Here is a 13,361-nt window from a genome sequence, read left to right on the forward strand (position 1 = left end):
GTCTGGTAGATTATGATGATTGATCTGCTTTGATTTGGTTTTTTATTTTTTAGGAGTCTTTTTATGGAGATTGTCAAAATAATTAATAACAATATCGTAAGTGCATTAGATGATGAGAATAAAGAAATTGTAGTAATGGGAAAAGGACTTGGTTTCCATACAAAGGCAGGTCAGAAGATACCAGAAGAGAGAATTGAGAAGATTTTTCGATTGAATGATGAAAGTGAGATTGGAAAGTTCAAGGAGCTCTTAGAAGCGATGCCATTAGAGCATATACAGACTTCTGTGGAAATCATAGATTATGCCAAGAGTGTTTTGAAGAGGCGAATCAACCAGAACATTTATATTACATTAACTGATCATATCAATTTTGCAATTACAAGAGTAAAGGATGGAATGGAATTTCCTAATCCACTTTTGTGGGAAGTGAAGAGTTTTTATCCAAGTGAATATCTGATTGGAGAATATGCAATCGCTTTGATTCGCAAGGATTTAGGAATCGAATTTAAGACAGATGAGGCGGCTTCAATTGCACTTCATATTGTGAATGCAGAATATGATTCCGATATGAGTAATACAATGAGAATAACTACAACTATTCGTGAGGTATTAAGTATTATTGAGAATTTTTTTGGAATGAAGCTAGATGAGGAAAGCCTTCATTATTCACGTTTGGTAACACATCTGAAGTTTTTGGTACAAAGAATTTTTTCGAATCAGATGCTGGATGATGGAGAGACTGAGCTCTCTTTAATGATTCAGAAAATGTATCCGCATGAGTATGAATGCAGTAAAAAGGTTGTAGACTATATAAAAAATAAATATCAGAATTACACGATCTCTCAAGATGAGATGACGTATCTTGCAGTCCATATTAGAAGAATTTATATAGAACTTCATAAATTGGAAGAAAGCAAGCAATAGAAAGGAGAAGAGATGTTAAACGCATTAAAAGGGAAATTAGGATTTGGAAAAAAAGAAGGAGAAGTGATTGGATCGCCGATCGAAGGGAAAGCAGTTGCAATTTCTGAAGTAAGTGATCCGACATTTGGTCAGGAAATTCTTGGAAAAGGAATGGCTGTCATTCCAACAGTGGGTAAAGTGGTAGCCCCTGTTGATGGAAGAATTGAGATGATTTTCGATACGAAGCATGCAATTTCTATGAAGACAGCAGGAGGAGCAGAACTTTTGATTCATATAGGGCTTGACACTGTGAATTTAAAAGGAGAGCCGTTTACAGCACATGTTTCAGCAGGACAGGAGGTAAAAGCAGGTGATTTGATGCTTGAATTTGATATCGAAGCAATCAAAGCAGCCGGTCTTGAAATAATTTCTCCAGTTGTAGTCTGCAATACACCGGATTACAAAGAGGTGAAAGTAGAAGCTGGAAAACATGTAAAAGTTTTAGATGAAGTCATGACATTAGTAAAATAGGTATTTAAGTCTGCAGAGCGGACTTTTATATAAGTGAAGATAACTCATAAAAGATTGAGAGAAAAGGAGGAGAAAAATTATGATGAAATATCTTCAAAAATTAGGGAAATCCCTAATGCTTCCAGTTGCTGTATTGCCAGTATGTAGTATTTTAATGGGAATCGGTTATTGGATTGACCCTACAGGTTGGGGAGCTAACAGCGCAATTGCTGCTTTCTTAATCAAAGCAGGCGGATCTATCATTGACAACATGGGTATCTTATTTGCTATCGGTGTTGGTGTTGGTATGTCAGAGGATAATGACGGAACAGGTGGTCTTGCAGCACTTGTATCATGGTTGATGATCACAACATTATTATCACCAGCAGTAGTTGGTATGTTAAAAGGTATTCCGGTAGAAGAAGTAGCTCCGGCATTCGGAAAAATCGCAACACAGTTTACAGGTATCTTAGCAGGTTTGATCGGTTCAACTTGCTACAACAAATTTAAAGGAACAAAGCTTCCTTCAGCGCTTGCTTTCTTCAGTGGAAAGAGATCTGTTGCTATCGTTACAGCAGGAATGTCAATCGTGGCAGCACTTATCCTGTTCTTCGCATGGCCAGCAATCTTCGGCGCATTAGTATCATTTGGTGAGATGATCATGGGTGCAGGTGCAATCGGTGCAGGTATCTACGGATTCTTCAACAGATTATTAATCCCATTCGGATTACACCACGCATTGAACTCTGTATTCTGGTTTGACATTGCTGGTATCGATGATATCGGTAAATTCTGGGGACAGATTGAAGGTGGAGTAAAAGGTGTAACAGGTATGTACCAGGCTGGATTCTTCCCAGTTATGATGTTTGGTCTTCCAGCAGGTGCTTTGGCTATGTACCACACAGCAAAAGAAAACAAGAAAAAAGTTGCAGCAGGTCTTTTGGGTGCAGCAGCATTATCTGCTTTCTTTACAGGTGTTACAGAACCATTGGAATTTGCTTTCATGTTCCTTGCACCAGGACTTTACGTAGTACACGCATTGTTAACAGGTATTACAGTAGCAGTTGTTGCAGCTCTTCCAGTTAGAGCAGGATTTAACTTTAGTGCCGGTTTCGTTGACTGGTTCTTGAGCTTCAAAGCTCCTATGGCATTGAATCCGATCTACTTATTAGGAATTGGTCTTATCGTAGCTGTTATTTACTATGTTGTATTTAGAATCGTAATCGTGAAATTTAACCTGAAAACACCGGGTAGAGAAGACGATGATGATGAAACAAAAGTTGTTTTAGCAAACGATAACTTCACAGAAGTTGCAAGAATCGTATTAGAAGGTATCGGCGGAAAAGAAAACGTTACTTCTATCGACAACTGTATTACAAGACTTCGTCTTGAAATCAAAGACTATACAAAAGTAGATGAGAAGAAAATCAAATCTGCAGGTGTAGCAGGTGTAATTCGTCCAGGAAAAACAAGCGTACAGGTTATCATTGGTACACAGGTACAGCATGTAGCAGACGAATTCAAAAAATTATGTAAATAGTTAATGTGTAGATAACTACATAAAAATAATAAGGAGATGCATATCATGCATCTCCTTATTTCTAAACAGGAGGAATTATGAAATATACAGTAAAGAAAATTTGTGAAAAATCAGATATAAAAAAATGCGAAAATTTTGTTATTGATAAATACATGTGGAACAGTACACAAGAGCCAAAAACATATGGATGGCTTGGATATTTGGAGAATAAAGGTTTTTTTGTGAAGATAGTATGTGAAGAACAAAATCCGAAAAGGACTAAAACAGAGCATAGAGAGCGAGTTTGTGATGATAGTGCGGTGGAAGTATTTATGTCATTTGTAGAAGAGGGAGAGACATTAACAAACGATTCCATGTATATCAATTTTGAGATAAATTCAAATGGAGCGCTTTTTGCAAAATATGGCAAGGGACGTAAGAATCGACAGTTCATTGCAGAGGATGTAGTATCGGAAACAGAAATTCAAGCAGACATAAAAGAAGACTATTGGACTGTGGAATTTGTGATTCCAGAATCTTTCTTGAAAAAAATCTGCGATTTAGAAGCTATTAAATCTGGAAAAATCTTTTATTGTAATTTTTATAAGATTTCAGAGGACCCGGAAATTGAACACTATGGAGCATATGCCCCAATAGGCAGCGAAACACCGAATTTTCATCTTCCGGTATTTTTCGCAGAGGCAATTGTCGAATAGAAGAGCGAAACTATGAGAGATTATATTTTAGAATGCTGTGTAGATTCAGTAGAATCTGCAATTGAGGCGAAAAAGGGTGGCGCAAATCGTATCGAGCTGTGCAGTGGACTTGTAATTGGAGGACTGTCTCCGTCAAAAGCATTGTTTGAAGCGGTTCGTGAAAACGTAGATATCCGCATTCATACGTTGCTGAGATCAAGGTTTGGAGACTTTTGTTATACAAATTATGAACATGAACTATTAAAAAAAGAAGTTAGAATGTTTCGGGAACTTGGAGCAGATGGAGTTGTCATCGGCACATTGAGACCAGATGGTTCACTTCATACAGAGCAGATGAAGGAGTTGATTGAAGAGGCAGGCGATATGTCGATTACACTTCATAGGGCGTTTGATATGTGCAAAGATCCATTTGCGACGTTGGAACAGGCAAAACGGCTTGGAATTCATACCATTTTGACCTCAGGACAGAAAAATAATTGTGTAGAGGGAATAGAACTGCTTAAAAAGCTGGTAGAACAGGCGGAAGGGAAATTAGATATATTAATCGCGGGCGGCGTTGATGGAAACGTCATTCCAAAACTTTATCAAGAGACGGGAAGTCATACGTATCATATGTCCGGGAAAGTGACTTTGAACAGCGAAATGAAGTATCGAAAAGAAGATGTAAGTATGGGAATTGCATCTATGAGTGAATATGAAATTTGGAGAACAAGCGCGGAAAGAATAAAAAAAGCCAGGGAAGTTTTAGAAGCATTATAAAAACACTGCTCAACTATTTACGGTTGAGCAGTGTTTTTAGGTACAGGGGATGAGAGAATCGAACTCCCACCAAAAGTTTTGGAGACTCCTATCATACCATTTGACCAATCCCCTATGTGGAATATTGTTTATATTTTATATAATGTATAATAATACAAATGGGGGCTGCTTGTCAATGGTTTTAAAGGTATTTACATAGCCTTTACAATAGCAGATGGGATAGAATGAACAGGAATGTCTGATGAGAGCAAAGATTTTATTTCAGGTCAATCCATTAAGGAAAGTAGATAAGAAATGATAGCTATGGGAAGACAAATTGTGCCAATTGTACAAATAAAATAAAAAATATAAAAAGTATTGACAATTAGAAAGAGGCATGATAGAATAACATTCGTCGCTGAGAGATGCGGCGAACACAACAGAGGTTTAAACAGACAGAAATGAATGACAGAAAAAAGAATCTCAAAAAAATAAAAAAAGTTGTTGACAAGCGAAAAGAGATGTGGTAATCTAATATAGCTGTCGCAAGACAACAAAAACAAAGAACATTGATAATTAAACAACAGATGACAAGATAACCCTGAAAGATTCTTAAAAGAGAAAAATTCAGAACAGACATGAAAATGTCAACCTAAAACAGTAAAGGGAAAGATAGCTAGCAGTTATCTAAACCGGAACAAACACTTTTAACGAGAGTTTGATCCTGGCTCAGGATGAACGCTGGCGGCGTGCTTAACACATGCAAGTCGAACGAAGCGCTTAAATGGATTTCTTCGGATTGAAGTTTTTGTGACTGAGTGGCGGACGGGTGAGTAACGCGTGGGTAACCTGCCTCATACAGGGGGATAACAGTTAGAAATGACTGCTAATACCGCATAAGCGCACAGTGCTGCATGGCACAGTGTGAAAAACTCCGGTGGTATGAGATGGACCCGCGTCTGATTAGCTAGTTGGTGGGGTAACGGCCTACCAAGGCGACGATCAGTAGCCGGCCTGAGAGGGTGAACGGCCACATTGGGACTGAGACACGGCCCAAACTCCTACGGGAGGCAGCAGTGGGGAATATTGCACAATGGGGGAAACCCTGATGCAGCGACGCCGCGTGAGCGAAGAAGTATTTCGGTATGTAAAGCTCTATCAGCAGGGAAGAAAATGACGGTACCTGACTAAGAAGCACCGGCTAAATACGTGCCAGCAGCCGCGGTAATACGTATGGTGCAAGCGTTATCCGGATTTACTGGGTGTAAAGGGAGCGTAGACGGTTGTGTAAGTCTGATGTGAAAGCCCGGGGCTCAACCCCGGGACTGCATTGGAAACTATGTAACTAGAGTGTCGGAGAGGTAAGCGGAATTCCTAGTGTAGCGGTGAAATGCGTAGATATTAGGAGGAACACCAGTGGCGAAGGCGGCTTACTGGACGATCACTGACGTTGAGGCTCGAAAGCGTGGGGAGCAAACAGGATTAGATACCCTGGTAGTCCACGCCGTAAACGATGACTACTAGGTGTCGGGGAGCAAAGCTCTTCGGTGCCGCAGCAAACGCAATAAGTAGTCCACCTGGGGAGTACGTTCGCAAGAATGAAACTCAAAGGAATTGACGGGGACCCGCACAAGCGGTGGAGCATGTGGTTTAATTCGAAGCAACGCGAAGAACCTTACCTGGTCTTGACATCCCGGTGACCGGCAAGTAATGTTGCCTTTCCTTCGGGACACCGGTGACAGGTGGTGCATGGTTGTCGTCAGCTCGTGTCGTGAGATGTTGGGTTAAGTCCCGCAACGAGCGCAACCCCTATCTTCAGTAGCCAGCATTTAAGGTGGGCACTCTGGAGAGACTGCCAGGGATAACCTGGAGGAAGGTGGGGATGACGTCAAATCATCATGCCCCTTATGACCAGGGCTACACACGTGCTACAATGGCGTAAACAAAGGGAAGCGAACCTGTGAGGGGAAGCAAATCTCAAAAATAACGTCTCAGTTCGGATTGTAGTCTGCAACTCGACTACATGAAGCTGGAATCGCTAGTAATCGCGAATCAGCATGTCGCGGTGAATACGTTCCCGGGTCTTGTACACACCGCCCGTCACACCATGGGAGTCAGTAACGCCCGAAGTCAGTGACCCAACCGTAAGGAGGGAGCTGCCGAAGGTGGGACCGATAACTGGGGTGAAGTCGTAACAAGGTAGCCGTATCGGAAGGTGCGGCTGGATCACCTCCTTTCTAGGGAAGAAGTAAGGGATTGAAAGAAATCTGTTGTTTAGTTATGAGTGTTCTGAAAAGAGGAAGTTCTTCGAACTAAGGCTCGAAAGGACCTCGCCAAGAACGAAGAACAAAGTTTTATTCTAAGCTCGTGAGAAACCTCGCTAAGAACCAACTTTTCGGTGGCGATACGCCCAGGGGAAACACCCGTACCCATCCCGAACACGATGGTTAAGACCTGGGAGGCCGATGGTACTGCACTGGAGACGGTGTGGGAGAGTAGGTGGCTGCCGAATCTACAAAAGAAAAGAACTGGGTTTACCAGTGATCAGAGATGAAAAGAGATTTTGATTTCTGATGACTGATAAAACAGTCAAAAAAGAATGTACCTTGAAAATCGCATACAAGAAACGAAATGATAAGAAAAATATCAAGACATCCGAGGTAATTGTTAAAACTAATAATTAACTCATTCGAACACAACGAATTAAAAAAATGACCTATTACCAACGCACATCACGCTAGGTGTGTGTAGCAGACATCCATTCCCGTGGATGGAAGCAGTTGGTTATGCTAGAAAGAGCGTATGGTGGATGCCTTGGCACTAAGAGCCGATGAAAGACGTGATAAGCTGCGAAAAGCTTCGGGGAGGAGCAAATATCCTACGATCCGGAGATATCTGAATGGGGAAACCCGGCGGAGCAACCCTCCGTCATCTTAACGCGAATCCATAACGTTAAGAAGGGAACCCGGTGAACTGAAACATCTAAGTAGCCGGAGGAAGAGAAAGAAACATCGATTCTGTGAGTAGCGGCGAGCGAAAGCGGAAGAGCCCAAACCGACCTGCGTGCAGGTCGGGGTTCGGACTGCAAAATTGACGAGCGAGTCTAATGGAAAGGTTTTGGGAAAGCCTGCCAGAGAGGGTGAAAGCCCCGTACATGAAAGACGAGTGAGCATGGCAGTATCCAGAGTACCACGAGACACGAGAAACCTTGTGGGAATGAGCGGGGACCACCCCGTAAGGCTAAATACTCCTTAGTGACCGATAGCGCATAGTACTGTGAAGGAAAGGTGAAAAGGACCCCGGGAGGGGAGTGAAAGAGAACCTGAAACCATATGTTTACAAGCTGTGGAAGAGCTTTACATGCTCAACCGCGTACTTTTTGTAGAACGGTCCGGCGAGTTGCGCTGGCTGGCGAGGTTAAGGACTGAAGGTCCGGAGCCGAAGGGAAACCAAGTCTGAATAGGGCGAATATAGTCAGTCGGAGCAGACCCGAAACCGGGTGATCTACCCATGTCCAGGTTGAAGTTGCCGTAAAAGGCAATGGAGGACCGAACGCACATCCGTTGAAAAGGGTGGCGATGAGGTGTGGGTAGGGGAGAAATTCCAATCGAACCCGGAGATAGCTGGTTCTCCTCGAAATAGCTTTAGGGCTAGCCTCATACGAGTCTTGCGGAGGTAGAGCACTGAATTTCCTAGGGGGCGTCAAAGCTTACCGAAGAATATCAAACTCCGAATGCCGCGTAGATGATGTATGGGAGTCAGACTATACGAGATAAGTTGGATAGTCGAAAGGGAAAGAGCCCAGACCACCGGCTAAGGTCCCAAAATGTGTGTTAAGTGGAAAAGGATGTGGGATTTCGAAGACAACCAGGATGTTGGCTTAGAAGCAGCCATACATTAAAAGAGTGCGTAATAGCTCACTGGTCGAGAGGTCCTGCGCCGAAAATGTCCGGGGCTGAAACACACTACCGAAGCCGTGGAATCATCGCAAGATGATTGGTAGAGGAGCATTCTTAAAGAGAAGAAGCTGTACCGGAAGGAGCAGTGGATTTTTAAGAAGAGAGAATGCCGGAATGAGTAGCGAGAGGAAGGTGAGAATCCTTCCGGCCGAATATCTAAGGTTTCCAGAGTAAAGCTGATCTGCTCTGGGTAAGTCGGGGCCTAAGGCGAGGTCGAAAGACGTAGTCGATGGATAACAGGTTGAAATTCCTGTACTATGATATGACAGAACTGTGGGGACACGTGTGGAAAGCGGAAGCCGGGAATGGAAAGACCGGTGCAAGCAAGGTAGGAGACTGGTTGGCAAATCCGCCAGTCAATCTGAAGATGTGATGCGTACTGAAATATAAGTAAGGAAGTCCGTGAGCCATGCGTCAAGAAAAGCCGCTATTGTTCATATCGTACCCGTACCGTAAACCGACACAGGTGGATGAGGAGAGAATCCTAAGGCCGACGGGAGAAGCATTGTTAAGGAACTCGGCAAAATGACTCCGTAACTTCGGGAGAAGGAGTGCCAGTGAGAGCTGGCCGCAGAGAATTGGCCCAAGCAACTGTTTAGCAAAAACACAGGTCTATGCAAAACCGAAAGGTGAAGTATATGGGCTGACGCCTGCCCGGTGCTGGAAGGTTAAGGGGAGAGGTTAGCGGTAACGCGAAGCTTTGAACTTAAGCCCCAGTAAACGGCGGCCGTAACTATAACGGTCCTAAGGTAGCGAAATTCCTTGTCGGGTAAGTTCCGACCCGCACGAAAGGCGTAATGATTTGGGCACTGTCTCGACAATGCACCCGGTGAAATTGAAATACCAGTGAAGATGCTGGTTACCTGCGCCAGGACGGAAAGACCCCATGGAGCTTTACTCCAGCTTGATACTGGGATTCGATATTGCATGTACAGGATAGGTGGGAGACTAGGAAGCGGTGACGCCAGTTGCCGCAGAGTCGCTGTTGGGATACCACCCTTGCAGTATTGGATTTCTAACCAGCAGCCGTGAACCGGCTGGGGGACAATGTCAGGTGGGGAGTTTGACTGGGGCGGTCGCCTCCGAAAGGGTATCGGAGGCGCTCAAAGGTTCCCTCAGAATGGTTGGAAACCATTCGAAGAGTGCAAAGGCAGAAGGGAGCTTGACTGCGACACCGACGGGTGGAGCAGGTACGAAAGTAGGACTTAGTGATCCGGTGGTATAAAGTGGGATTGCCATCGCTCAACGGATAAAAGCTACCCTGGGGATAACAGGCTTATCACTCCCAAGAGTTCACATCGACGGAGTGGTTTGGCACCTCGATGTCGGCTCATCGCATCCTGGGGCTGGAGTAGGTCCCAAGGGTTGGGCTGTTCGCCCATTAAAGCGGTACGCGAGCTGGGTTCAGAACGTCGTGAGACAGTTCGGTCCCTATCCGGCGTGGGCGTAGGATATTTGAGAGGAGCTGACCTTAGTACGAGAGGACCGGGTTGGACTGGCCGCTGGTGAATCTGTTGTTCTACCAAGAGCATGGCAGAGTAGCCAAGCCGGGAAGGGATAAACGCTGAAGGCATCTAAGCGTGAAGCCCCCCTCAAGATGAGATATCCCATAACGTCAAGTTAGTAAGACCCCTTGAAGACGACAAGGTAGATAGGACAGAGGTGGAAGTGCAGTAATGTATGCAGCTGACTGTTACTAATCGGTCGAGGGCATAACCAAAAGGTGATAGGAACAAGAAGGATGAAGAGAGACTTATCGAGTGGATTGTATGTGATTTTGCAGGTATATAAAGTGAAGCATCTGGAGATTATTTCCAGATGTTTTTTAGTTTTATAATAAATTGCCTTCTATGCAATTAAAAATATTTATTTCCGGAGGAGAATAGTTGATGAAAAATCAATATCATAAAACAATCTATGCATGCTTTTTGGGGTATATTGTACAAGCGATTGTCAATAATTTTGTTCCGCTGTTATTTTTAACTTTTGAGGAAACCTATCAAATACCATTGTCCAGGATTACACTCCTTGTGACGATTAATTTTGCAGTACAGCTATTGGTGGATTTACTGGCAATTGGATTCGTGGATCGCATTGGATACCGGGTGTCGATTTTAATAGCACATATTTTTTCAGCAGGTGGAGTATTGCTGTTAACAGTATTGCCGGATAGGTGTTCAGAGCCATTTGTAGGTCTTTTGATTGCAGTGATAATCTACGCGACAGGAGGAGGTCTCTTGGAAGTTTTGGTAAGTCCAATAATAGAGTCGTGCCCAACAGACAATAAGGAGGCAGCAATGAGCCTTTTACATTCATTTTATTGTTGGGGACATGTTGGAGTTGTATTTCTTTCCACTGTCTTTTTTGCTGTTTTTGGAATTGACAACTGGAAAATCATGGCGATAATATGGGCATGTATTCCATTGGCGAATACAATTTTGTTTGCAAAAGTCCCAATTGCACCATTGATAGGAGAAGGAGAGAAGGGACTTACGATAAAAGAGTTATGCTCAAAGAAACTATTTTGGCTATTTCTTTTAATGATGATATGTGCCGGAGCGAGTGAACAAGCTGTTAGTCAATGGGCATCTACATTTGCGGAAAAAGGTTTGGGTGTAAGCAAAACAATCGGAGATCTGGCAGGACCGATGTTCTTTGCAATCTGTATGGGACTTTCCAGAGCATATTATGGAAAATTTGGAGAAAAAATAAATTTGCAGCGTTTTATGATTGGAAGCAGCATGCTATGTGTGGTTTCTTATCTTGGAATCGTATTTTTTACGATACCGGCGTTGGGGCTTATTTCTTGTGGAATTGCCGGATTATCTGTAGGAATTATGTGGCCGGGAACGTTTAGTATGGCATCAGTGTCCATAAAGAGAGGTGGAACAGCGATGTTTGCGCTGATGGCGCTTGCAGGAGATCTTGGATGCGCAGGAGGTCCGACCGTCGTAGGAATGGTTTCCGGTCATTTTGCAGATAATTTGCAGATGGGAACTTTGGCGGCAATTGTATTTCCGGTGATATTATGTGTGGGATTAGCATATACAAAGAAAGTACGAAATGTGTGATTGTGGAGGGATATGTAATTATCTCTCCACAATTTTTGAATTTGGTGGAAATGAAAATGTTTCAATAGAGAAAAAAGGAACGTTTAAGCAGCGCTCTTCTAACAGCTTTTGAAACACTTCCATGAAAATGCCAGAGTGTTTTACTTTTCTGAGCGTCTGGATAGATTCAGTTAAATCAGGAATGCCAGTTAATTCTCCACCCCAATCGCCGTCGTAGGTCGAATGAACACCGCAGCTCGGACTTCCGTCGATTCCAACGATTCCTAAGAGTTCAAAACGTTCTGGGGAAGAAAGATATTCTTCAATCTGCATGAGAACTGGTTCCAGCATACGTTCTGTCTCTTTACGGAAAAAAGGAGTGTCGAACTGAGAGACAGCATGCCCCCAGCGATTACTGCCATATAAGAGAAATTCAGGGCATGGGAGTTGGATGAGTTCAATGTCACTGTCTAATATTTGTTTTAAGAAGGCTCTTTTGGAAATTCGTTCAGATTGTTGAGCTTCTAAATTTTGATGTTTTAATTTTGCCGCATCGTTCAAAAAACAATGGCTGACAAATAAAATTTTTTGTCTCATAAAATAAATCCTCCGCTTTATATTATAGATATTGTATCATTTTTTTTAAGAAAAGGTTATAGAAAAATATAATATACATATAAAAATATTCAATTTTTCAAAAAGTTGATGTGTTGATAAAATAGTCTTAGATGTATTTAAAGGAGGAGAAAAGAGAGATGAACAAAGAAATTTCAGGGACAACAAGACTTGTGTTGTGTGGTCTCGCAATTGCACTGAATATAGTGCTTGGAATCGTGACGGCAGCGTTGAAATTCCCATTTTATCTGGATGTGATGGGGACGATATTCATTGCAATTTATTTTGGACCGTGGTATGGAGCAGTTGTTGGAGCGTTGACTAATATTTTGACAAGCCTTTTTAGCGGTTCGTTTACCGGAATGCCATTTATGTTAGTGAGTATTGTGGTAGCGTTGATTGTCGGCTTTGTATTCCGTAAAGTGAAATTTAATTTTGTAACGGCGTTGGTTGTTGGAATCATTACAGGAATTGCAGCGCCGGTTGTGGGGACACCGATTGGGATTGCAGTTTATGGAGGACTGACAGGTACGATATCTGATGTGGCGGTAATGTTCTTAAAACAGAGTGGAGCAGGTATTTTTGCGGCATCATTTATACCGAAGTTATTCAATAATTTACTTGATAAAATCGGTTCTATTTTGATTGTATATTTGGTAGTGTTATCATTGCCGGGAAATTTGAAACCAAAATGTTTCGGTAAAAATAAGAGATAGTTTATAAAAGAAGAATAAATGCGCATTATCAGCAGGAGTGAGAAGTAGTCACTCCTGCTTTTGTTAATTAGATATTTAATTAAATTTTGACAAAAAATATAAAAAAAATGTTAAATAGAAGGATTTTCATTGACATTTTTAGTGAATACTAATAATATAACGGTTAGACATCTAACTAATTTGGAAAGGAGAAGAAAGGGATGGAGAATAATACACAGTTGCTGGTAAACCAAGTACTGCATCTGTATATTCAAAGAAGTATGCACTTACTGCGGGACTTGAAAATACATCCTGGGCAATGCGGCATGTTGTGGGGATTAAGCCAAAATGACGGACTTTCACAAAAGGAACTTGCATCTAAAATGGGGATTACGCCACCGTCTATTACGGTGATGATCCGAAAGATGGAAGCGGAAGATCTGATTGAAAAGCATCAGGATGAGAAGGATCAAAGAATTACCCGTATTTATATTACAGAAAAGGGAAGAAAAATCGCAGAGAATATGGATGATGCTTTGCATCAGCTTGAGAAAGAGGCATTTGCAAATATGAGCGAGCAGGAGATTATGCTGCTTCACAGATTGCTATTGCAAATGAAAGAGAACCTTATAAAAGGCGAGAAAGACTAGAAAGGG

The 13,361-nt window shown here is 42.4% G+C and carries 9 protein-coding genes, 1 tRNA gene and 3 rRNA genes; 11 read left to right on the top strand and 2 right to left on the bottom strand.

Going from position 1 to position 13,361, the window contains the following annotated elements:
* Positions 1 to 63: 63 nt before the first annotated feature.
* The 5 genes from licT (at position 64) to AC6I5B_RS03505 (ending at position 4,407) form a co-directional block, all read left to right on the top strand.
* Positions 64 to 924 (top strand): BglG family transcription antiterminator LicT, encoded by an 861-nt coding sequence (gene licT / locus AC6I5B_RS03485; protein WP_004614997.1) that lies wholly within the window; start codon positions 64 to 66, stop codon positions 922 to 924.
* A 12-nt stretch (positions 925 to 936) separates the two neighbouring features.
* Positions 937 to 1,434: a PTS sugar transporter subunit IIA gene (locus tag AC6I5B_RS03490; RefSeq protein ID WP_004614996.1), complete on the top strand. Its 498-nt coding sequence runs from the start codon at positions 937 to 939 to the stop codon at positions 1,432 to 1,434.
* A 79-nt stretch (positions 1,435 to 1,513) separates the two neighbouring features.
* On the top strand, positions 1,514 to 2,953 hold the full coding sequence (gene nagE / locus AC6I5B_RS03495; protein ID WP_004614995.1) for an N-acetylglucosamine-specific PTS transporter subunit IIBC: 1,440 nt from the start codon (positions 1,514 to 1,516) through the stop codon (positions 2,951 to 2,953).
* A 77-nt stretch (positions 2,954 to 3,030) separates the two neighbouring features.
* Positions 3,031 to 3,648 (top strand): carbohydrate-binding family 9-like protein, encoded by a 618-nt coding sequence (locus tag AC6I5B_RS03500; protein WP_004614994.1) that lies wholly within the window; start codon positions 3,031 to 3,033, stop codon positions 3,646 to 3,648.
* 12 nt (positions 3,649 to 3,660) lie between these two features.
* Positions 3,661 to 4,407, top strand: a complete 747-nt coding sequence (locus AC6I5B_RS03505; RefSeq protein ID WP_004614993.1) for a copper homeostasis protein CutC — start codon at positions 3,661 to 3,663, stop codon at positions 4,405 to 4,407.
* A gap of 43 nt (positions 4,408 to 4,450) precedes the next feature.
* Here the strand turns inward: AC6I5B_RS03505 and AC6I5B_RS03510 are convergent.
* Positions 4,451 to 4,521: transfer RNA gene (locus AC6I5B_RS03510), tRNA-Trp, on the bottom strand.
* Positions 4,522 to 5,092: 571 nt separating this feature from the next.
* On the opposite strand from AC6I5B_RS03510, the gene AC6I5B_RS03515 reads away from it, so the two are divergent.
* From AC6I5B_RS03515 to AC6I5B_RS03530, 4 genes are all read left to right on the top strand, one after another.
* Positions 5,093 to 6,623 (top strand): 16S ribosomal RNA (locus AC6I5B_RS03515).
* A gap of 157 nt (positions 6,624 to 6,780) precedes the next feature.
* Positions 6,781 to 6,898, top strand: a 5S ribosomal RNA gene (rrf, locus tag AC6I5B_RS03520).
* Positions 6,899 to 7,168: 270 nt separating this feature from the next.
* Positions 7,169 to 10,065: ribosomal RNA gene (locus AC6I5B_RS03525) — 23S ribosomal RNA — on the top strand.
* Together the 16S, 23S and 5S rRNA genes form the textbook arrangement of a ribosomal RNA operon.
* 169 nt (positions 10,066 to 10,234) lie before the next feature.
* Positions 10,235 to 11,416: an MFS transporter gene (locus AC6I5B_RS03530; protein ID WP_117787834.1), complete on the top strand. Its 1,182-nt coding sequence runs from the start codon at positions 10,235 to 10,237 to the stop codon at positions 11,414 to 11,416.
* 18 nt (positions 11,417 to 11,434) lie between these two features.
* Here the strand turns inward: AC6I5B_RS03530 and AC6I5B_RS03535 are convergent, their stop codons facing one another.
* A complete protein-coding gene (locus AC6I5B_RS03535; protein WP_004613610.1) occupies positions 11,435 to 11,992 on the bottom strand; it encodes a CD3072 family TudS-related putative desulfidase in 558 nt (185 codons plus the stop codon).
* Positions 11,993 to 12,150: 158 nt separating this feature from the next.
* Between AC6I5B_RS03535 and AC6I5B_RS03540 the strand changes: the two genes are divergently transcribed.
* Complete coding sequence (locus tag AC6I5B_RS03540) at positions 12,151 to 12,726, top strand: CD3073 family putative ECF transporter S component (RefSeq protein WP_022249947.1); 576 nt, start codon at positions 12,151 to 12,153, stop codon at positions 12,724 to 12,726.
* Between the two features lie 200 nt (positions 12,727 to 12,926).
* Positions 12,927 to 13,355, top strand: coding sequence for a MarR family winged helix-turn-helix transcriptional regulator (locus AC6I5B_RS03545; RefSeq protein WP_004613612.1), 429 nt, complete (start codon positions 12,927 to 12,929; stop codon positions 13,353 to 13,355).
* Positions 13,356 to 13,361 lie beyond the last annotated feature (6 nt).

This window comes from Faecalimonas nexilis (assembly GCF_059731825.1).

Excerpts from the sequence above, each read along its gene's own strand:
- licT (WP_004614997.1), top strand. The coding sequence starts at position 64 with ATGGAGATTGTCAAAATAATTAATAACAATATCGTAAGTGCATTAGAT.
- AC6I5B_RS03490 (WP_004614996.1), top strand. The coding sequence starts at position 937 with ATGTTAAACGCATTAAAAGGGAAATTAGGATTTGGAAAAAAAGAAGGA.
- nagE (WP_004614995.1), top strand. The coding sequence starts at position 1,514 with ATGATGAAATATCTTCAAAAATTAGGGAAATCCCTAATGCTTCCAGTT.
- AC6I5B_RS03500 (WP_004614994.1), top strand. The coding sequence starts at position 3,031 with ATGAAATATACAGTAAAGAAAATTTGTGAAAAATCAGATATAAAAAAA.
- AC6I5B_RS03505 (WP_004614993.1), top strand. The coding sequence starts at position 3,661 with ATGAGAGATTATATTTTAGAATGCTGTGTAGATTCAGTAGAATCTGCA.
- AC6I5B_RS03530 (WP_117787834.1), top strand. The coding sequence starts at position 10,235 with ATGAAAAATCAATATCATAAAACAATCTATGCATGCTTTTTGGGGTAT.
- AC6I5B_RS03535 (WP_004613610.1), bottom strand. The coding sequence starts at position 11,992 with ATGAGACAAAAAATTTTATTTGTCAGCCATTGTTTTTTGAACGATGCG.
- AC6I5B_RS03540 (WP_022249947.1), top strand. The coding sequence starts at position 12,151 with ATGAACAAAGAAATTTCAGGGACAACAAGACTTGTGTTGTGTGGTCTC.
- AC6I5B_RS03545 (WP_004613612.1), top strand. The coding sequence starts at position 12,927 with ATGGAGAATAATACACAGTTGCTGGTAAACCAAGTACTGCATCTGTAT.